This window comes from Embleya sp. NPDC056575 (assembly GCF_042793325.1).
Lineage (GTDB): Bacteria > Actinomycetota > Actinomycetes > Streptomycetales > Streptomycetaceae > Embleya.
On the sequence record NZ_JBHTVA010000024.1, the window covers coordinates 123,800 to 142,056 of the forward strand.

The 18,257-nt window shown below is 72.9% G+C and carries 20 protein-coding genes; 11 read left to right on the top strand and 9 right to left on the bottom strand.

The annotated features are described in order from the left end of the window. Position 1 precedes the first annotated feature (1 nt). From ACFRCG_RS20630 to ACFRCG_RS20645, 4 genes are all read left to right on the top strand, one after another. Entirely contained in the window at positions 2-817 is an 816-nt protein-coding gene (locus ACFRCG_RS20630; RefSeq protein WP_380033409.1) for a hypothetical protein, read from the top strand. Then, positions 814-1,455 (top strand): hypothetical protein, encoded by a 642-nt coding sequence (locus ACFRCG_RS20635; RefSeq protein ID WP_380033411.1) that lies wholly within the window; start codon positions 814-816, stop codon positions 1,453-1,455. The genes ACFRCG_RS20630 and ACFRCG_RS20635 overlap by 4 nt, the downstream gene beginning before the upstream one ends. Before the next feature lie 452 nt (positions 1,456-1,907). Beyond that, positions 1,908-2,345, top strand: a complete 438-nt coding sequence (locus tag ACFRCG_RS20640; RefSeq protein ID WP_380033413.1) for an ATP-binding protein — start codon at positions 1,908-1,910, stop codon at positions 2,343-2,345. Positions 2,346-2,417: 72 nt separating this feature from the next. Next, positions 2,418-3,194, top strand: a complete 777-nt coding sequence (locus tag ACFRCG_RS20645) for a hypothetical protein (RefSeq protein WP_380033415.1) — start codon at positions 2,418-2,420, stop codon at positions 3,192-3,194. A gap of 78 nt (positions 3,195-3,272) precedes the next feature. On the opposite strand, the gene ACFRCG_RS20650 is transcribed toward ACFRCG_RS20645, so the two are convergent. Beyond that, entirely contained in the window at positions 3,273-4,109 is an 837-nt protein-coding gene (locus ACFRCG_RS20650) for an undecaprenyl-diphosphate phosphatase (protein WP_380002045.1), read from the bottom strand. 252 nt (positions 4,110-4,361) lie between these two features. Here ACFRCG_RS20650 and ACFRCG_RS20655 point away from each other — a divergent pair, with 252 nt between their 5' ends. Continuing rightward, the gene (locus ACFRCG_RS20655; RefSeq protein ID WP_380033417.1) at positions 4,362-5,360 is read left to right on the top strand and encodes a phosphotransferase family protein; all 999 of its coding nucleotides are present in this window, start codon (positions 4,362-4,364) and stop codon (positions 5,358-5,360) included. Between the two features lie 27 nt (positions 5,361-5,387). On the opposite strand, the gene ACFRCG_RS20660 is transcribed toward ACFRCG_RS20655, so the two are convergent. After that, complete coding sequence (locus ACFRCG_RS20660) at positions 5,388-5,738, bottom strand: YrdB family protein (protein ID WP_380033419.1); 351 nt, start codon at positions 5,736-5,738, stop codon at positions 5,388-5,390. 242 nt (positions 5,739-5,980) lie between these two features. Continuing rightward, on the bottom strand, positions 5,981-6,508 hold the full coding sequence (locus ACFRCG_RS20665; protein ID WP_380033421.1) for a hypothetical protein: 528 nt from the start codon (positions 6,506-6,508) through the stop codon (positions 5,981-5,983). A gap of 205 nt (positions 6,509-6,713) precedes the next feature. On the opposite strand from ACFRCG_RS20665, the gene ACFRCG_RS20670 reads away from it, so the two are divergent. Further along, positions 6,714-7,118 carry a VOC family protein gene (locus tag ACFRCG_RS20670; protein WP_380033423.1) on the top strand — a complete coding sequence of 135 codons (405 nt, stop codon included), beginning with the start codon at positions 6,714-6,716 and terminating at the stop codon, positions 7,116-7,118. A 43-nt stretch (positions 7,119-7,161) separates the two neighbouring features. On the opposite strand, the gene ACFRCG_RS20675 is transcribed toward ACFRCG_RS20670, so the two are convergent. Beyond that, positions 7,162-7,890 carry a ZIP family metal transporter gene (locus tag ACFRCG_RS20675; RefSeq protein WP_380033447.1) on the bottom strand — a complete coding sequence of 243 codons (729 nt, stop codon included), beginning with the start codon at positions 7,888-7,890 and terminating at the stop codon, positions 7,162-7,164. A 330-nt stretch (positions 7,891-8,220) separates the two neighbouring features. Between ACFRCG_RS20675 and ACFRCG_RS20680 the strand changes: the two genes are divergently transcribed. Further along, positions 8,221-10,179 (top strand): hypothetical protein, encoded by a 1,959-nt coding sequence (locus ACFRCG_RS20680; RefSeq protein ID WP_380033425.1) that lies wholly within the window; start codon positions 8,221-8,223, stop codon positions 10,177-10,179. Between the two features lie 72 nt (positions 10,180-10,251). After that, the gene (locus ACFRCG_RS20685; protein WP_380033427.1) at positions 10,252-10,755 is read left to right on the top strand and encodes a MarR family winged helix-turn-helix transcriptional regulator; all 504 of its coding nucleotides are present in this window, start codon (positions 10,252-10,254) and stop codon (positions 10,753-10,755) included. A gap of 76 nt (positions 10,756-10,831) precedes the next feature. On the opposite strand, the gene ACFRCG_RS20690 is transcribed toward ACFRCG_RS20685, so the two are convergent. Then, a complete protein-coding gene (locus tag ACFRCG_RS20690; protein ID WP_380033429.1) occupies positions 10,832-11,392 on the bottom strand; it encodes a CGNR zinc finger domain-containing protein in 561 nt (186 codons plus the stop codon). Between the two features lie 97 nt (positions 11,393-11,489). On the opposite strand from ACFRCG_RS20690, the gene ACFRCG_RS20695 reads away from it, so the two are divergent. Then, positions 11,490-12,449, top strand: coding sequence for a DMT family transporter (locus ACFRCG_RS20695; protein WP_380033431.1), 960 nt, complete (start codon positions 11,490-11,492; stop codon positions 12,447-12,449). 33 nt (positions 12,450-12,482) lie between these two features. Here the strand turns inward: ACFRCG_RS20695 and ACFRCG_RS20700 are convergent, their stop codons facing one another. From ACFRCG_RS20700 to ACFRCG_RS20710, 3 genes are all read right to left on the bottom strand, one after another. Beyond that, the gene (locus tag ACFRCG_RS20700; RefSeq protein WP_380033432.1) at positions 12,483-13,259 is read right to left on the bottom strand and encodes an alpha/beta hydrolase family protein; all 777 of its coding nucleotides are present in this window, start codon (positions 13,257-13,259) and stop codon (positions 12,483-12,485) included. A gap of 50 nt (positions 13,260-13,309) precedes the next feature. Beyond that, positions 13,310-14,722 (bottom strand): wax ester/triacylglycerol synthase family O-acyltransferase, encoded by a 1,413-nt coding sequence (locus ACFRCG_RS20705; RefSeq protein ID WP_380033434.1) that lies wholly within the window; start codon positions 14,720-14,722, stop codon positions 13,310-13,312. A 102-nt stretch (positions 14,723-14,824) separates the two neighbouring features. Continuing rightward, positions 14,825-15,241 (bottom strand): hypothetical protein, encoded by a 417-nt coding sequence (locus tag ACFRCG_RS20710; protein ID WP_380033436.1) that lies wholly within the window; start codon positions 15,239-15,241, stop codon positions 14,825-14,827. Between the two features lie 10 nt (positions 15,242-15,251). Between ACFRCG_RS20710 and ACFRCG_RS20715 the strand changes: the two genes are divergently transcribed. Next, positions 15,252-15,401 (top strand): excalibur calcium-binding domain-containing protein, encoded by a 150-nt coding sequence (locus tag ACFRCG_RS20715; protein ID WP_380033438.1) that lies wholly within the window; start codon positions 15,252-15,254, stop codon positions 15,399-15,401. Positions 15,402-15,475: 74 nt separating this feature from the next. Here the strand turns inward: ACFRCG_RS20715 and ACFRCG_RS20720 are convergent, their stop codons facing one another. Further along, positions 15,476-16,135, bottom strand: a complete 660-nt coding sequence (locus ACFRCG_RS20720) for a hypothetical protein (RefSeq protein WP_380033439.1) — start codon at positions 16,133-16,135, stop codon at positions 15,476-15,478. Here ACFRCG_RS20720 and ACFRCG_RS20725 point away from each other — a divergent pair. Continuing rightward, positions 16,123-18,201: a restriction endonuclease gene (locus ACFRCG_RS20725; RefSeq protein WP_380033441.1), complete on the top strand. Its 2,079-nt coding sequence runs from the start codon at positions 16,123-16,125 to the stop codon at positions 18,199-18,201. The genes ACFRCG_RS20720 and ACFRCG_RS20725 overlap by 13 nt on opposite strands. Positions 18,202-18,257 lie beyond the last annotated feature (56 nt).

The following is an 18,257-nucleotide window of genomic DNA, read 5'->3' on the forward strand; positions in this document are numbered from 1 at the left end:
CATGTCCGGCACGAACCACCTCGCCCAGGCCGACCGAGCAGTGCGCGAGGGACGCATGGACGTCGCCGTCGATCTCTACCTCGAAGCGGCCGACGCCGGTGCGCCCGAAGCCCGGCGCAAGGCAGGCGAACTGATGTTCGCGGGCGGCGACGAGACCGCCGAGGCGGTACTGCGCCGGGCCCTGGCGGAGGGCGACGCGGAGGCCGTGGACGCGCTGAGCGAGTTGTTGGAGGTCACCGGCCGGGCGGAGGCCGCGGTCGACCTGCTGATCGACCGGCACCGGTTGGGCGAGACGCGCTGGGCGCTGCCGATCGCCAACCTGCTCGCCGACGCGCTCGACGAGCCGGAGGCGGCCGAGCGCTGGTACGTCTCGGCGATCGAGACGGGCGACCCCGACGCGCCGAACGACTTCGCGGCCTTCCTCCAGGACTTCGACCGGGCCGCCGAGGCGGAGGCGCTGCTGCGCCCGGCGGCGGAGGCGGGCGACGAGTTCGCGATGGCCAACCTCGGCCGGCTGCTGCTCAACGGCGACGCCGTCGACGACGGCATCGCCTGGCTGACCCGCGCGGTCGAGGCGGGCCAGGAGGACGCGTTGGTCGACCTCGGCGACGCCGAACTGGACGCGGGCCGAACCGAGGCCGCCCGGGAGCACATCCGGCGCGCGCTCGACGCCGACCTGGCCGGCTCGCGCCTGCTGTACGCGCACCTGCTCGACCGGGAGGGCGCGGCCACGAGCGAGGTCGAGGCGGCCTACCGGGCCGCGGTCGAGGCGGGCGACGTGGAGGTCGACGGGGGCGACGCGGAGGTCCTGGGATGAGGCGCGCGGCCCTCGGAGCGACGCTGGCCGCGCTGATCGCGGTCGGCGCGTGCGGACCGGGCGACGACAACGCCGGCGACGGCGAGTCGGCGCCCCCCGCGGCCACCCGTTCGGCCCGGCCCGGCGAGATCCGCGACGAGAAGGCGCACGTGTCCTACGTGCTGCCCCAGGGCTGGTACGCCAAGCCGCCGGACCCGATCTACGGCCTGTACTCCTCGGTCGCCTCCACCGTCGACCCCAAGAAGACCGACCCGACGGCCAAGCCCACGCCCGACCCGAACAACCCGCTCGGCACGTTCATGGTCGGCGTGGTCGACACCAAGGCGTACGTGACCGCCAAGCCGCGATCGATGCCGGAGATGGCGGAGACCATCGGCCGGGCCCAGCTCGAACTGATCTACCCGGCCAAGGCCCAGGACGTGGTGCGCTCCAGCGAGGCGGCCCGCCTCGACGGGCGCAACGCGTGGCTGATGGACATCGAGAGCACCCCCGAGAACCGCGACGTGGCGCCGTTCCGGCTCCGGGTCACCGTGATCGACACCGGCGCGGTGCCGATCTACCTGTTGTCCTCGGCGCCGAGCAGCGCGACCGAGCGTTTGCGGGACGTCGAGTCGATCGAGCGCTCGATCCGCTTCTGAGCCCGCCCCTCGAACCCGCGCCGCCGTTGACGAACGACCCGATCCCCGGTGGGGGGTCGGGTCGTTCGTCGTCGGCGATTCGGTGCTCCGTCGACGCGTCGTTGTCCCGCGTTTCGCCGCGCCCACCGTTCTCGGCTCGATAGGCTGACCTGGGATTTCGACGAACTCCCGGGGTACGACGGCGGGTTGCCGGCCCGGGTGTGGGATGTCCGGTCCGACGCGCGGTTTTTTTGCCAAACGATCCGCCCGGAAGGGCCTCGGATTCGGTAACTTCCAAGTAGTCCACCGATCTTGCCGCGGTTTCTACCAGATCGCGGTCGATCGGTGACCGAAAATCGCAGTTCGGGCCCGTTTCCAGGAAGTATTCGATCACGGTGCTCTCAGCAGCCCGACCGACTGGAGGGGGAGACGTGGCCACCACCGTGTCCAGGACACGTTCGACCGTACGGCTCGTGTCGAAACCGCAGACCGTCTCCGCCGCGCGCGCCCATGTGCGGCGCTTCTGCGAGCGGGTCGGGTTCGAGTCCGACGATCCGGTCCGGGTCACCTCCGAACTGGCCTCGAACGCGGTCGAGCACGCCGGCGACTACGGCGACTACGAGGTGTCCGCGTCGCTGCACGGCCGGATGTTGTGGGTCGAGGTGTTGGATCACCTGCCGTGTTCGCTGCCCTCTCCCGTGGAGGTGTTGGAAGACGCCGAGGCCGGGCGCGGTCTGCTCGTGGTCGCCGCGTTGACCCGGCGCTTCCGGGTCGAGCTGCGCAGCGGCGGCCGCAAGGCCGTGTGCGCCGGGTTCGAGGAGGACTTCGGCGAGGACTACGGCGCGGACTTCGAGGACGACTTCGGCGACGAGGCGGAGGACGACGCGGGGGACGACTTCGGGCAGCTCTGAGCCCGCCCGATACGGTCGAGCGCGGATGGTCCGGTCGTACGACGGTGCGACCGGCGCGCGGGTCGACGTGTCGTGACGGAGGAGGACCGGGGTCGGATGGTGTTCGGGCGGCGCAGGGGACGGGGCGAGGCGGCGCCGACGGCCGGGATGGATACGGCGTCGGTACCGGGCTCGGAGGATCCCGTCGCGACGGGCGACCCGGGTCCCGACTCCGACCCCGGTGCCGGGTTCGACCCCGACGCGCCCGCCTGGCAGCGCGTCACCGCGTTCCGCTACGGCTCGTTGTCGAGCGGCGGGACAAACAATCGTGCGGCCGGTTCCGCGGTCGGTGTGCGGATCCTGCGCGGTGGTGGCCCGGGGGACTTCTTCACCCCGTGTGCGCTCGCCGGGGACGACCGCCGCTCGTTGTACCTCCCAGACGGCGACCTGCTCTGCACGGTGGACCCCGCCGAGACGATCGACGACGTACGGCACGACCGGGTCCGCGCCGCCGACGGCGAACCCGTCGGCACCATCCGGCGCGTTCCGCCCACCCGGCGACCGCTCAAGCACACCTGGCGCATCGACCAGCCCGGCCGGCCCGAGATCGTCGGCCGCAACCTCTTCGCGACGACCGATCCGCGCCGCCTGGCCGCCCACACGGCGGACACCGCGCTGAGCCTGACGTTCGACACGGTGCTCGGTGGCCCCGAAGGTTCGATGGGCCCGGTACGCCCGCGCGTACTCGCCTGGAAGGCGGCCGGCGACCTGGTGATGACGACGGACGGGCGCGGGAAGCCGGTCCGGATCCCGGCGCCGTGGCTCGACCGACGGCTGGCCTTCGTGTTCGCGATGCTCGGCGACGAGTGACCCCGGCGCCGGCGGCGGTGGGCCGTTCGGCCTCGCCGTACATGGCGGCGCCGAACGGCTTTCCGGATCGGCGCGGACCTACTTCGCCGCGCCCGCCGTCGGTTCGAGGGCGCCGAAGATCACCAGGCCGAGCACGACCAGGCCCAGCACGACGCGGTACGCCACGAACACGGTGAAGCTGTGCGTGCTGATGAACTTCAGGAACCAGGCGATCGCCGCGTAGCCGACCACGAACGCCACCAGCGTGGCCACGATCGTCGGCCCCCACGCCGGCGCCGGCCCCTCGCCGATCTTGAACAACTCCAGGCCGCCGGAGGCCAGTACCGCCGGGATGGCCAGCAGGAACGAGTAGCGCGCCGCGACCTCGCGGCGATACCCCATCAGCAGGCCCGCCGTGACCGTGCCGCCCGAGCGTGAGACGCCGGGGATCAGCGCCAGCGACTGGGCGAAGCCGTAGATCAGCGACTCCTTGCCGTTGAGCTTCTCCATGCCCCGGTTGTTCAGCGCCATCCGGTCCGCGATCAACAGGATCAGACCGAACACGATCAGCGTGGTGCCGATCAGCCGCAGATCGCGGAACGTGGTCTCGATCGTGTCCTGGAAGATCAGGCCGAGTACGCCGATGGGCAACGTGCCGACGATGATGTACCAGCCCATGCGCGCGTCGAGTTCGCCGCGCAGCGACGGCGTGTACAGGGACTTCACCCACGTGCCGACGATGTTGCCGATGTCCTTGCGAAAGTAGATCAGGACGGCGCTTTCCGTCCCGATCTGGGTCACGGCGGTGAACGCCGAACCCGGATCCTCCCAGCCGGCGAACGCCGACACGATGCGCAGATGTGCGCTGGAGGAGATCGGCAGGAACTCGGTGAGCCCCTGGACCAAGCCGAGTACGACGGCTTCGAACCAACCGATCACCGGACGACTCCGGGGTGGGAAACAGTTATGCGGATCATGGCCGTCACGGTAGCGGCGGCCCACGGTGCGCCAGGTGGACATCACATGGCCGAAGTTGGACGGAACGGTAACGGCGGAACCGCCGGCGCGGATCCGGGCGCGGAACGACACGGATCGGGCCCGGCGCGGACCCGGGTCGTCGATTCCGGTCGCGGTGCGGGCGCGGATAAACGGTTTGCCCGGGCGCCGGCGGACGGAAATCCTGGTCCGATGACCAGCGAGAGCAGCGCGCAGCGGACCGGTACGACGTCGCCCGAGGCGGAGGCGCCCGGGATGTCCGAAGCCGCGCCCGTGGCCTCCGGGGTGCGCGTGCCGTGGGAGGCCGCGCCGGAAGAGCTGCGCGCGGCGGTCGAGGCGCGGCTCGGCGCCCGGGTCGTGCGGGCCGCCACCCAGGTCGGCGGATTCTCGCCCGGCATCGCCGCCCGAGTCGAACTCGCGGACGGCCGACGGGCGTTCGTCAAGGCCGTCGGCGCCGACGCGAACCCCGACTCGCCCGCCCTGCACCGGGCCGAGGCCAGGGTCGCCGCCGCCATCCCGCCCGGCGCCCCCGTGCCGCGCCTGCTCGCCGAGGTCGACCTCGACGGCTGGGTGGCGCTGGCCTTCGAGGACATCGACGGGCACACGCCGGCCCAGCCCTGGCGCCCGGAGGACCTGACCCGGGTCCTGGCCGCCTGCGCCGACCTGGGCGCCGTCCTGGACCCGTCCCCGATCGAGGTGCCCACCGTCGCCGAGGCGCTGGGCGTCACCTTCGGGGCGTGGCGACGCGGCTTCGATCCCGAGTCGTTCGGCGCGTGGACGTGCGCCAACGTCGACCGGATCGCCGCGCACGAGGCGTACTGGCCGACCGCCGCCGAGGGCACCGCGCTGGTGCACGGCGACCTGCGTGCGGACAACATCCTGCTGACCCCGGACCGGGTCGTGTTCGTCGACTGGCCGTGGGCCGTGCGCGGGGCGTCCTGGATCGACGTGGTCCTGATGGCGCCGAGCGTGATCATGCACAACGGCGACGCCGCCGTCGACCCGATCGAGGCCCATCTGGCCCGACGGGGGGTGGACCCGGACCGGGTCACCGCCGTACTGGCCGCCGCCGCCGGATTCTTCGCCGCGAACTCCCTGCGGCCGGCCCCGAACGGCCTGCCGACCCTGCGCCCGTTCCAACGCGCCCAGGCCCACGGCGCGCTGCACTGGCTCCGCCGGCGCCTGGCCTGAGCCGCCGGACAGGGCCCGGGGCGCGGCTCAGCGGCGCGCCGCGCGGGCCTTGCCGCGCTGGGCGCCGAGGCCGGTGACGCGGGCGACGGCGACGCCGATCGCGCCGGGGAGCAGGCCCGCCGCGACGAACGCGAGGATGCCGGCGCCCCACCAGGCGATCTCGAACAACACGCGCGGAAGCCCGGTCAGCGCATCGGCGTTGTTGGCGGCGGCGAACCGTCCCCAGAGGAGGATCATCACGGTCGGCGCGGCCAATCCGACCAGGATCCGCACCGCCCACCCGGCGGCGAGCGTGAACCCCCAGTAGGCGGTGGCCGCGATGGCGGCCAACTCGGCCAGGAACAGAAACGTCATCACAGTCCAATAGAGCACGATCATGCGAGCCTCCCCGTGGCTTGCGAGAGCACCGCTCTCGCCCGAGAGCATCATTCTGCGTCCCGTGCTCCACGTCAAGAGCACTGCTCTCGTTTGCGAGCGCTGATCTCGCTCATGTCGGGGTGTCGATGCCACTCGGGCCGAGGGGGCCGGGCGCGTCGCGCCGCGTGCCGTCACTCGGCGAACACGCGTACGCCGTGCCGCGTCGCCGGGCGGGCGACGGGCACGGCGCACGTGTGGGGGCTCTACTCGGCGGGGGTGTCGGGCCCCTGGGAGCGGACCCGCTCGACATGCTCCAGCGAGTCGCGGAGATCGGTGAGCCACGTGTCGGTGTTGCGCTGCACCAGGCGCACGCACCAGGCCAGCGCGTCACTGCGGCTGCGCGCGACGCCGCCCGCGACCAGGGTGTCCAGGACCTGGCGTTCGGGCTGGCGGAGCCGGGTCATCACCGGTACGGAGACGTTGGTGTAGAGGGCGCGGGTGCCGCCGCACTCGACGCCCCACGAGACCTTGCGGCCGAAGCGGCGTTCGGCCTCGCGGGCCACCGCCATGCGGTCCTCGCGGGTGCGCTCGCGGAACTCGGCGATCCGGCCGTCGAGCGCGGCCTCCCGCTCGTCGGCCGATACCTCCTCGGCGAGTTCCGGCTCGGGGATACGGCCGATGACGGTGATCTCCTCGCGGTCGACGGTCACCTCGACCAGCGCGGTGAACAAGCCCTCCGGCAGGCGTCCGGTGAACCAGCCGCGCACTGCTTCCTGCTTCGTTGTAATCATGTAATTCAAGTTACGCCGATACGAAGGGAAGGCAAGAAGGTCCGCCCAGAGCGGAATCCGAGCGCGGCGCACGACCCCGCGCCCGCCGGGACCAACCCGCCGGTGTGTCGACGACCCGTCGCGGTCGGATGGCGGACCCGGAAGGTAGCTTGGGCCGCATGACCATCGAGGGCGTCGCCACACGGGTACCGGTCGGGGTGGGCCGATGAATCGGCTCGGGCTGGTCGCGGTGGTGGTGCGGGACTACGACGAGGCGATCACGTTCTATACCGGCGCGCTCGGGTTCGACCTGCGCGAGGACACCCCGATGGCGGACGGGAAACGCTGGGTCGTGGTCGCCCCGCCCGGCACGGGACCGAACGAGGCGGCCGTACTGCTGGCCAGGGCGGTGGACGACGAGCAGCGCTCCCGGGTGGGGGACCAGACGGGCGGCCGGGTCGGACTGTTCCTGTACACCGACGACTTCGCGCGCGAACACGCCCGCATGCTGGCGGCGGGCGTGGTCTTCGAGGAGCCGCCGCGCCGGGAGAAGTACGGGATAGTGGCCGTCTTCCGCGACCTGTACGGAAACCGCTGGGACCTGATCGAACGTATGGGCCCGATCCGCTGAACACGGGGGCGGGCGGCGCGCCGACCCGCACCGTCGGCGCCGCCTACTGCGCCAACGAGATGACCAGCCACAGGAACCCCACACCCGCCACCGTGCACAGCAGCGTCGAGCCCGACGGGTGTGGGCTGTGCGCCTCGGGAAGGATGTCGGCGGTGGCGAGGTAGAGCAGGAAGCCCGCGAAGAAACCCAGGTACAGGCCGAGCGCGTGCTCCTGAATGGTGAACGCCAGCGTGAGGGCCGCGCCCGCCACCGGCGCGAGGGCGTCCGCGCCCAGCAGGGTCAGGGCCCGGCGGCGGTCGTTGCCGTACATGCGGGTGACGGTGAACGTGTTGAAGCCGTCGGCGAAGTCGTGCGCCACCACCGCGATCGCCACCGTCGTGCCGACGGTGGTGCCGGCCTGGAACGCGGCGCCGATCGCGAAGCCGTCCATCACGCTGTGCCCGACCAGCGCGATGCCGGCGGTCAGTCCGATGCCCTTGACCCGGCCGTCGGCGCCCATGGTCGGGCCGTGGTGATGGGCGTGCGGGGCGTACTCGCTCTCGTGGCCCCGGTGGATCGCCACCGAACGCTCGACCACGTGCAGCACGAGGAAGCCCAGGACGAACATCAGCAGCGCCTGGGGCACCCCGCCGATCCGCCCACCCGCCGCCGACAACGACTCGGGCAGCAGGTCGAACGCGACCACGCCGAGCATCAGTCCGGCGGCGAGGCCGAGTACGAGATGCCGGCGATCGCCGATGCGCTGCGCCACCCAGCCGCCGAGCAGGGTCATCAGGAAGGCGCCGGCGGCGACCAGTACGGCGGTCACGCCCGCGCCTGCCCTGGCCTGCGCGGCTGCGTCCGGGACGGCGTCATCGAACCATCGTCGTCGAGCGGATGGGCGCCCGCGCTCGGGGCTGCGCCGTACGAGTGTGGATCGGCGACGCCCACGCGCCGATCGCCGGGTCCCGCGTTGCCCGTTCCCCTCGTGCCGCCCGCCCTGCAGGATGGCGGTTGATATTCCTGCACAGCCCTCGCCGTAGGAGTTGGAGGAATAGTGAGCCGAACCCTGCCTCGTACCCGCGTGCGTTCCCGACGCCGGACACCCGCGACGATCGTCGCCGTGGCCGCGCTGCTCCTGGTGTTCCTGGCGCCACCGGCCGCCGAGGCCCATCCGGACGGCCCCGGCGGCGAACCGGGGTGCGACCCGATCGACCCGGCGGCGTGTTTGTTGCCGTTCCCGAACGACTTCTACACGCAAGCCGATCGGCATACCGAGACCGGGCGGCGGGTCGCCTTCTCGGCGGCGATGATGCCGCACGGCGCCACCCCCGACGCGTGGAATCGCAACGACGGCTTCTCGCCCGGCTCGACGCTGACCACCCGGGTCCCCGGCGTCGACCTCGGCCGCAGCGGCGCGGCCCCCGTCACCGACGTCGGCGCCTCGCTCGCCCGCGACGCACCGATCGTCGTCCTGGACACCGACACCGGCGAACGGTGGCCCTACTGGGCCGAACTCGACGCCAACGCCGTCGATCCGACCAGGCAGGCGCTGCTGGTCCACCCCGCGCGGAACTTCGCGCCGGGCCACCACTACGTGGTCGGCCTGCGCGACCTGCGCGGCGCCGACGGCCGACTGCTCGCCGCGCCCGAGGCGTTCGCCAGGGTCGCCGGCCGCACCCTCCCGCGCCGCGACCCCCTGGCGGCCCGCCAGGCGCGCCTGCGACCGGTCCTCGACCGGCTGGACCGGGCCGGTGTCGAGCGCCGTGACCTGTACCTGGCCTGGGATTTCACCGTCGCGAGCGAACACGGCCTCACCGCGGGAATGTTGCGGATGCGCGACGACGCCTTCGGCCGACTCGGTGATCGGGCACCGCAGTTCACGGTGACGGGTGTCAAGAACACCACGCCGCAGGAGGATTCGCGGATCGCCCGCGAGGTCACCGGGACGGTCACCGTCCCCAGCTACCTCGACCGCCCCGGCGGGCCCACCGGTTCCACGCTCAATCTCGGGCGGGACGGGCTGCCGCGCCAACTGCCGGGCAACACCCAGCAGGCACAGTTCCGTTGCGAGATTCCGCGCAGCGCGTTCGACACCCCCTCGCAGGCGTCGCTGTACGGTCACGGCCTGCTCGGCAGCAACAACGAGGTGGGCGGCGGCAACGTCAAGGCGATGGCCGCCGAGCACGGCATCACCTTCTGCGCGACCAAGTGGATCGGCATGGCCGACGAGGATCTGCCCACCGTCGCCCGGGCGTTGGCCGACCTCGGCAGCTTCGGCGCGGTGCCGGACCGCACCCGACAGGGGTTCCTGAACGCGCTGTTCCTCGGCCGGGACATGATCCACGAGCGCGGCTTCGGCGCCGACCCGGCGTTTCGTACCGATGCCGGCCGACCGCTGATCGACACCTCGAAGGGGCTGGTCTTCGACGGCAACAGCCAGGGCGGCATCCTCGGCGGATCGCTGGTCGCGGTGTCGCGGGACATCAGGCGCGGGGTGCTCGGGGTGACCGGGATGAACTACGGCGTCCTGCTCAACCGCAGCTCCGACTTCGGGCCGTACGGACGGATCCTGGACGCGACCTATCCGGACAGGCTCGATCAACAGGTGGTGCTTTCTCTGTTCCAGATGCTCTGGGACCGGGGCGAGACCAACGGCTACGCGAGCGGCCTCGGCCGGGGATCGTTGCCCGGTACGCCGCGCCACGACGTGCTGATGCAGATCGCGTTCGGCGACCACCAGGTCTCCACGGTGACCGCCGAGGTCGAGGCGCGCACGATCGGCGCGCGGATCCACGAGCCCGCGATCGCCCCCGGGCGCAATCCCGACCGGGATCCGTACTGGGGGATCCGGCCGCTGCCGCACGGGCCGTACCGGGGCTCCGCCCTGGTGGTCTGGGACAGTGGTTCGCCCGCCCCGCCGGTGACCAATACGCCGCCGATCGGGCCCGAGTACGGCCGCGATCCGCACTCGGACCCGCGTAATTCGCCGGTGGCGCGGCAGCAGAAGGCGATCTTCCTGGCCACCGGGAGGGTCGTCGACGTGTGCGGCGGCGCGCCGTGCACGGCACCGGCCGGTTAGCGCCGGCCCGGGGCCTTCGCCGCTACCGTGGCGGCCGGGACCGAGTGGGGTTGCGCTGCCAGGGAGTACGACGTGAGCGATGCACAGGCCGACTACGCCGACTCCGTGGTGGCCGCGTGGTCGGCGGTGCTGCCGGATGTGGAGGCGTCCTCGGTCGGGTTCGTGGTGCGGATGCATCAGGCGATGATCGCGATGGAGGAGTTCGACCGGCGCAGCATCGGCGCGCTGGACCTGACCGCGCCGGAGTACATGGTGCTGGCCGTGCTGGCCACCCGGCCGGAGGAAGCGGGCCTGACGCTGCGGGAGTTGCGGCCGCTGGTGATGTACTCCTCCGGCGGCATGACGCACTGTGTGGACCGGCTCGCGCGCAAGGAGTTGGTCGAGCGCCGGCCCAACCCCGAGGACGGCCGTTCGGTGCTGGTCTGCCTCACCGAGGCGGGCCGGCGCTGTGCCCGGACGGCGATGCGGGCGCGGATCGACGCGCTCGACGGGCTCCTGGAGCCGATCGCGGGCGCGGACCGGGACGTGGTGGACCGGGCGCTGCGCATCCTGGCGTCGACGCTCGGGGGGCGCTGAAGCGGGGGCGGTCGCGTGATCGGGCCCGACCCGGACGGTCGCGTGCGCGCCCGCGGCGCCGGCGCGCGCCGACCGCTCAGGCGTCGGCGGATTCCGGCTCGCCGCGGTGGCGGGCGCGGAACGCGGCGGCCTTGGCCCGGTTGCCGCAGCCGCGCATGTCGCACCAGCGGCGGCTGCCGTGGCGTGAGGTGTCCACGTAGAGCCGGGTGCACAGCGGCGCCTCGCACTCCCTGATCCGGTCCGCGTCCGGCCCGCCGAACAACGTGATCGCCGAGCGGGCGATCTCGGCCAGCACCGCCGCGAGGTCGCCGGTGCGCTCCACTCGGCCGTCCGCGGTCAGCGCGAGTCGGACCGGCTCGCCGGCCGCGAGGCGGTTGAGCGTAGCGCGGTCGGGCCCGGCGTACCCCTGCGGTGTTTCGTGCGCCAGGGCCAGTCGGTACATGGCCTCCCGCAGCTCGATCGTGTCCGCGAGCCCCCGTGCGTCCACCGCCGGAAGCGTGTCCACGAGGCCGGCCGCGACCGTCCAGGACGCGAGCGAGGTCGGCGTGTCGAGGAGGTCGCGCGCCTCGGTGCGGCGCGCCTGGACGGTGCCGATCAGGTCGAGTGCGACGTCGCCGCCGCTGAAGGTGTAGGCCACTCCGTCAGGATAACCCGTTTGACAGGTTAGTGTCGGACGGGCCAGGGTGAGTAACCGGATTGGGCAGTTATTCTTCGTCGATCGGGAGTGGGTCCCAGTGACCGTCGCAGACACCACCCAGGACAGCGGGCGGCACGTCGCTCCGGGCGGCCGGTCGGCACCGACGGCCGTCGGGCGTCCGCCGGATCGGACCGGGCGCGAACGGCGAACGGACGCGGCCGGGAAGGCGGTGCCGCCGCTGTTCGTGCTGCTGTGGAGCAGCGGGTTCATCGTCGCCGCGATCGGGGTGGACGCGGCACCGCCGCTGTTGCTGATGTTCTTCCGGTTCGTGCTCGCCGGAGCGCTGCTGGCCGTGTTCGCCCTGGTCGTGCGGGCGCCGTGGCCGCGCGGTCGACGGCTCGGGCACGTGATGGTGGCCGGACTGCTGTTCCAGGCGGTCCAGTTCGGCGCGTTGTACACGGCGCTGTCGCTCGGCATGTCCGCCGCCGTGGCGGCCCTCGTCCAGGGGCTCAATCCGGTGCTGATCGCGCTGTTGGCCGGGCGCGTCCTCGGCGAGCGGGTGAGCGTGCGGCAGTGGCTGGGCTTCGGCCTGGGCACGATCGGGGTCGTGCTCGCCGTCTCCGGCCCCGCCGGCACGTCGATACCGGCGCTGGTCCTGGCCGTGGTCGGGCTGCTCGGGCTCAGCGTGGGCACGGTGTACCAGAAGCGCTATGTGCAGGACGTCGACCTGCGCACCGGCACGGCCGTGCAGTTCCTGGTCAGCGCGCCGTTCATCGGCCTGGGGTCGCTGCTGTTCGAGACGCCGCACATCGGCGCCTGGGGGCCGTTCCTCGGCACGCTCGCGTGGATGGTGCTGGTCAACTCGATCGGGGTGTTCACGCTGCTCAACCTGATGTTGCGGCGGTCCTCGGCCAGTCGGGTCGGCACGCTGTTCTTCCTGACGCCGGCCGCGACCGCGCTCCTCGCGTGGCTCCTGCTCGATCAGTCGTTGCGGGTGACCACGCTGGCCGGGATCGCGATCGGCGGCGTCGGGGTGTTGCTGGCGAATCGCGGCTGAGGGGCCACGGGCACCCGAGGCGCCCGCCGTCGATCAGCCCAGTACGTCGGCGACCGCTCCGGTGACCTCCGGCCAGGCCGTCGAGAGCGGGTCGACCGGCTCGAAGTGGCCGATTCCCGGGAGTTCGCGCAGGTCCGCTCCCGAGACCGCCGCGAACGTCCGGCTCAGCGCGATCGGGACCTGCTCGTCGGCGTCGCCGTGCAGCAGGATCAGCCGGCGCCCGCCGACCCCGCCCGCCGCCAGCCGGACCGGGTCGGTCTCGGCGAGCACGGACTCGGAGTGGTCCGGCAGGAACTCGGCCGCCGCGCCGTCGTCCAGGTTCAGCTCCAGCGCCGCGTCCAGGTCCAGTACGCCGCCCAGCGCGATCGCCCCCGCCAGGGCCGGCGGCGCGGACAGCCGACCCGGGCCACCCGCCGGCACCCGATCGCGGAGCGCGGCCCACACCGCGAGGTGCCCGCCGGCGGAGTGGCCGAGCAGCAGCATCGGCTCGGGGACCCGGGCCGCCAGCAGATCGACGGCGGCGGCCACGTCCTCGAAAGTCCCGGGCCGGCCACCCCCCGGCTGCCCGGCCCGGCGATACTCGACGGTCGCCGCCGTATACCCCTCGGCCGCCAACGCGACGCACATCGAGTACGTGTACCCCCGGTCGTACCGCGCCCGCCAATACCCGCCGTGCAGCACCACGACAAGCCCACGCGACTCGCCCGCCGCCTGCCAGAGATCGACAACCTGCTCCACCCCCGCCCCGTACCGCAACGTACGATCCGGCGCGGCAGCCGACCGACCGAGAATGTCCCGCGAAGCGCTCATCCCGGCATTCTCCCGCCCCTGCCCCCGGTCCTTTCTCCGCCCCGGGGTGTTCAGGGGGAAGTGGCCGCGGCCTCCAGCAGTTCGTCGATGCCCGCGCGGATGCCGTCGGCGAGGGATTGGACGTCGGGGACCGCGTCGAAGTCGGCGGTGATGCCGAAGGTGACGTGGTCCAGGTAGGAGAAGACGCCGACGCCGACGCGCATCGTGCTCGCGATCGGGACGTACGGGTATAGCTCGCGCAGCGGGCGGCCCAGCATGTACAGCGGGACGCGCGGGCCCGGGACGTTGGTGGTGAGCGTCTGCAAAAAGCGCTGGGGGAAGCGCAGCGCGGTGCGCGAGCCGAGGGCCAGCAGGGTCGGCGCGGCGAAGTTGCCCAGATTGGTGAGGACATCGGCGCCGGCCGCCTGTCGGCTGCGTTTGAGGTCGTCCATCTGTTCGCGGACCGAGCGGAGCCGGGCCGCCGGATCGTCCTCGCCGACCGGCAGGTTCACCAGGATCGCGCTGAGGCGGTTGTTGAGCGTTCTGCGCTCGCGCGGCGCCCGCACCGACACCGGGACCAGCGAGCGAACCACCTGATCCGACGTCAACTCGCCCCGCCCGGCCAGCAGATCGCGGAAGCCCCGGGTGATCGCGGTGAGGATCACATCGTTGACGGTGCCGCCGAACTCCTTCCGGATCCGTTTGATCTCGGCGATCTCCGCATCGGCCCACACCCAGCGCCGATGCGGCCCGATCGAGCCGTTGAGCGAGCCGGCCGAGGTCTCCAGGAGCCGATGGGCGGTGCCGGGCAGGCTGCGGGCCAGCGCCCGGACGATGTCGGTCAGCTCCGAGCCGCTGCGCATCTCCCGAGCCAGCGCGGGCACCGCCGCCAGGTGCTTGATCGGGGCCGCGACGGCGTCCCGCAGGCCGTCCGCGATCAGATCCGCGGTGCTCGGCGCGGGCTCCGGGAGCCACGGGTCGAGGTCCGCCGACTCGTCGGCCCCGGGCGGCTCCGGGTCCTTGCGCCAGTCGAGCAGGATCTGCAGCAGGTCGGTGCCGGCGATGCCGTCGATCAGGCAGTGGTGCACCTTGGAGATGATCGCCCAGCGGCCGTCGGCCAGGCCCTCCACCAGCCAGACCTCCCACAGCGGCTTGGTCAGGTCCAGCCGCTGCGCGAACAGCCGGCCGGCGAGGTTGCGCACCTGATCGGCGCCGCCCGGCGCGGGGACCGCGGTGTGCCGCACGTGGTAGAGGATCTGGAAGTGTTCGTCGTCCACCCACACCGGGCGGCCCAGATGCAGCGGCAGCGTGCGTACCCGCTGCCGGTAGCGCGGCACGTCCGGCAACTTCGAGACGAACAGTCGGATCACGTCGCCGTACGACGGGGCGGGCCCGTCGAAGATCAGCACGGATCCGACGTGCATCGGCACGTTCTCGTCCTCGACGAAGTAGAACCCGGCATCCATCGCGCTCAATCGGTCCATCCAGGCACCGTAGGTGCGTTCCGGGGCCCGGTCCAGATACCCGGCGAAACGTGAAAAGCGGTGCCGGCTCCCGGGTCCGGCGGACAGCGCCGGAGACGGCGACTAGAGTCCGGGCGGCACATATCGAGGGGGGAGCTCGCAGATGGGCACATCGGGTACAGGCATGCCGAGAATCGGTTCCACGCGGCGGCGTGCGGGGGTGATCGTGCCGGCGTTGGCGGTGGTGCTGACCCTGGCACTGGCGGGGTGCGACGGGGACGGTGGCGGCAAGTCCGGCTCGCCGAAGCCCTCGCGGAGCGGCGGCGAGCCGGCCTCGGCCACCGCGTCGGGCTCGCCGACACCTTCCGCGCCGCCGTCCTCGTCGTCGCCGTCGCCGTCGGCGGCTTCGACGAACTCCACGCCGACACCGTCGAAGGCACCCGCCACGCCGGCGGGCGACTCGGTCGGTACCGGGGGGAGCAAGAGCACGGGATCGAGCGGCGGTTCGGCGGGGACGGGTTCGTCCGGCGGCTCCGGCACCTCCGGAACCATGGGCGGCGGCAGCACCGGCGGCGACGGGCCGGTCTACTACAAGAACTGCACCGCGGTTCGGGCCGCCGGCGCCGCGCCGATCCATCGCGGCGAACCCGGCTACGGCGCGCACCTGGACCGGGACGGGGACGGTACGGCCTGCGAATGAGCCGAATCGGCCGCCGTGGGATGGGGGATGCCGGCGGCGGCCGGTCGGGCCGGCTACAGTCCTACGACAGTCGATCACGGGGGCGTGTGCAGCATGCGAGGTACGAAGAAACGAATCTGCCGGGTCGGGACGTTGGCCGTCGCGGCGACCACGGCCGGCGTACTGGTCCTGACGGGATGCGGCGGCGGGAGCAAGTCGTCGAAGCGGCCGAAACCGCCGAAGCGCACGACCGTTTCCGTCCCGAGCGCGACGGCCACGAACCCCGGCACCGCGCTGCCGACCGCCTCCCGATCCGGAGCGACGGACACACCCGATCCCGCGCGCTTCACGAGTTCCGGATCGGCCACGACGGGAAACACGGGCGGTTCGGCCACGGGCGGCACGTCGGGCATCTCCTCCGGCGGCTCGAAGGGCGGCTCGACCAGCGGGTCCAAGGGCGGCAGCTCGTCCGGCAGCGGCTCCAAGGGCGGTTCGTCCAGCGGTTCGAGGGGCGGCGGTTCACGCGGGAGCCGGTGACGGCTCGGCGTGATCCGGGCGCGCGAGCGGGTGCCGGTCCGGCCCCGTCGCGCCGCCCGCCCGGCCCATCGCCCGACCACCCGCGGATCGACCCGCCGACCGCCTTCGCGCCGACCGGCCGGACACGGCAGGATGGCATCCAGCGTGGGGGCGGACGGGTGCAGGGCGGAAGGGCGATAGCGTGGCGAGTCGGCGGAGCACCGGCGTGCTGGGGACATGGGCCGAACTACAGCGGCAGCAACAGCGGCAGCGCGAGGCCGAGTTGCGCGCGCGACAGCAGCAGCAGCGCGCGGACGAGCGCAATCGTCGCGAGGCGCAGAAGGCCGCCGCCCGCGCGGACCGCGAGGCGCAGCGCGCCTACCAGCAGGCCCGCGAGGCCGAAGTGGCCCGACGCACCGCCGAGATCGAGGAGCGCGTCGCCGAACTCCAGGGCGTGCTCCGGGCCCGGCTGAGCGCGCCGGGGTTCCGGATCGACCGGTTGCGCGCCGCCGTGGAGATCCCGCCGTTCCAGCCGGGGGAGTTGGCCCGGCCGATCCCGATGCCCGATCCGGCGCGCTATCAGGTCGCCGCGCCGTCCGGCCTGGGCTCGTTCGCGCCCGGCGCGCACTCGCGCTACGAGCAGGACCGGGCGCAGGCACAGGCCCGCTACGAGCACGACCTGCGGGCCGCGCAGGCCGCCGAATACGAGCGGCAGCGGCGATACGACGACTACCGCCGACAGTTCGAGGAGTGGGCCAACGGTCAGCGGGCGCTCGCCGCACAGCGCAACGAGCAGGTCGACGACCTGGTGCGGCGGCTCGCGGCGCGCGATCCGGAGGCGATCGAGGACTACTTCGAGGGGGTCCTGCTCGCCTCGCCGGACTGGCCGGAGGGCTTCTCCGACCAGTCGACGGTGGCCTTCGACGCCGCGCGGCGCCAACTCGTGGTCGACCACGAACTCCCGACCGTCGACGTGGTGCCGGCAGTGGCCCGGATGCGCTACGTGAAGACCGACGACCAGGAGAAGGAGGTCGCCCGCACGGCGACCGACCGGCGCACGATCCACCGCGACGTGCTCGCGCAGAGCGCGCTGCGGATACTCGCCGAACTGTTCTTCGCCGACCACGAGGGCATCCTCGACTCGGTGGTGCTGAACGGCTTCGTCCAGGCGATCGACCCGGCGACGGGCCGACCCGGGCGCACGTACCTGGTCACGGCGACCGCCCGCGCGCAGGACTTCCGGCACATCAGCCTGGACCGGGTGGACGCGGTCGCGTGCCTGGAGGCGATGGAGGGCACCCTGTCGACGCGCCCGGACCGGCCCACCCCGGTACGCACGACCCGGCTCGCGGACAGCGTCGCCGCGGCGCCGACACCGGCGCCCACCCCCACGCTGCCCGCGCGGCCCGGAGCCGACGACGATCCGGACCTGTTCGTGATGGACCCGATCGAGTTCGAGAACCTGATCGCCGAGCTGTTCCAGCGCATGGGCATGGAGGTCGCGACCACCGCGCGCAGCGGCGACCAGGGCGTCGACGTGGTCGCGGTGGACCCGGACCCGATCCGCGGCGGCACGATCGTGGTGCAGGTCAAGCGCTACCGGCACACCGTCCCGCCGACGGCCGTGCGCGATCTGGCCGGGACCGTGCAGCACCACGGCGCGAACAAGGGCCTGCTGGTCACCACGTCCCAATTCGGGCCCGGCAGCCACGAGTTCATCCGCAACAAGCCGCTGGGCCTGGTCACCGGGCCGGAGTTGGTCGGCCTGCTCGCCCGACACGGCCTGCGCGGTCGACTGGGCCCGGGCACCGGCACGGCCGCCGCGCCCGGCAGCCGGCTCCTGGTCCAGCTGGCCTGGGACCCGGGGACCGCGCCGCCGCTGGACCCGTGCGCGTTCGTATGCCGACGCGGACGGGTCCTCGGCGACGAGCACTTCGTCTTCTTCAACAACCCGGACAGTCCGGAAGGGGCGGTGCGGATCGGCGACGGGGTGGCCTTCCTGATCGACCTGGCCCTGCTGCCCCGCGAGGCCGACCGGCTGGTCCTGGCCGCCGCCGTCGACGAGGAACACGCCCCCGGCCGCGACCTGAGCACCCTGCGCGGCACCAAACTCACCCGCCTCGACCAGGCGAACGGCCGCGACCTCGGCACCAACCCCGTCCCGACCCGGCGCCCCGGCGAAACCGCCATGGTCCTCGGCGCCTTCGTCCGCACCGACACCGGCTGGACCTTCTCGCCCACCACGAACGGCTTCCGCAACGGCCTCCTGGGCGTCGCGGAGTCACACGGCGTGGAGGTGGAGTAGCCCGCCCCCGGCCCGGGACCCGGGCGGCGGCGGCCGCCCCCGCGCGCGTCGGTTCA

Bases quoted from the DNA above. Each gene is read 5' to 3' on its own strand.
- ACFRCG_RS20630 (WP_380033409.1), top strand. From the start codon at position 2: ATGTCCGGCACGAACCACCTCGCCCAGGCCGACCGAGCAGTGCGCGAG.
- ACFRCG_RS20635 (WP_380033411.1), top strand. From the start codon at position 814: ATGAGGCGCGCGGCCCTCGGAGCGACGCTGGCCGCGCTGATCGCGGTC.
- ACFRCG_RS20655 (WP_380033417.1), top strand. From the start codon at position 4,362: ATGACCAGCGAGAGCAGCGCGCAGCGGACCGGTACGACGTCGCCCGAG.
- ACFRCG_RS20660 (WP_380033419.1), bottom strand. From the start codon at position 5,738: ATGATCGTGCTCTATTGGACTGTGATGACGTTTCTGTTCCTGGCCGAG.
- ACFRCG_RS20665 (WP_380033421.1), bottom strand. From the start codon at position 6,508: ATGATTACAACGAAGCAGGAAGCAGTGCGCGGCTGGTTCACCGGACGC.
- ACFRCG_RS20670 (WP_380033423.1), top strand. From the start codon at position 6,714: ATGAATCGGCTCGGGCTGGTCGCGGTGGTGGTGCGGGACTACGACGAG.
- ACFRCG_RS20675 (WP_380033447.1), bottom strand. From the start codon at position 7,890: ATGACCCTGCTCGGCGGCTGGGTGGCGCAGCGCATCGGCGATCGCCGG.
- ACFRCG_RS20700 (WP_380033432.1), bottom strand. From the start codon at position 13,259: ATGAGCGCTTCGCGGGACATTCTCGGTCGGTCGGCTGCCGCGCCGGAT.
- ACFRCG_RS20705 (WP_380033434.1), bottom strand. From the start codon at position 14,722: ATGGACCGATTGAGCGCGATGGATGCCGGGTTCTACTTCGTCGAGGAC.
- ACFRCG_RS20715 (WP_380033438.1), top strand. From the start codon at position 15,252: ATGGGCGGCGGCAGCACCGGCGGCGACGGGCCGGTCTACTACAAGAAC.
- ACFRCG_RS20720 (WP_380033439.1), bottom strand. From the start codon at position 16,135: ATGTCCCCAGCACGCCGGTGCTCCGCCGACTCGCCACGCTATCGCCCT.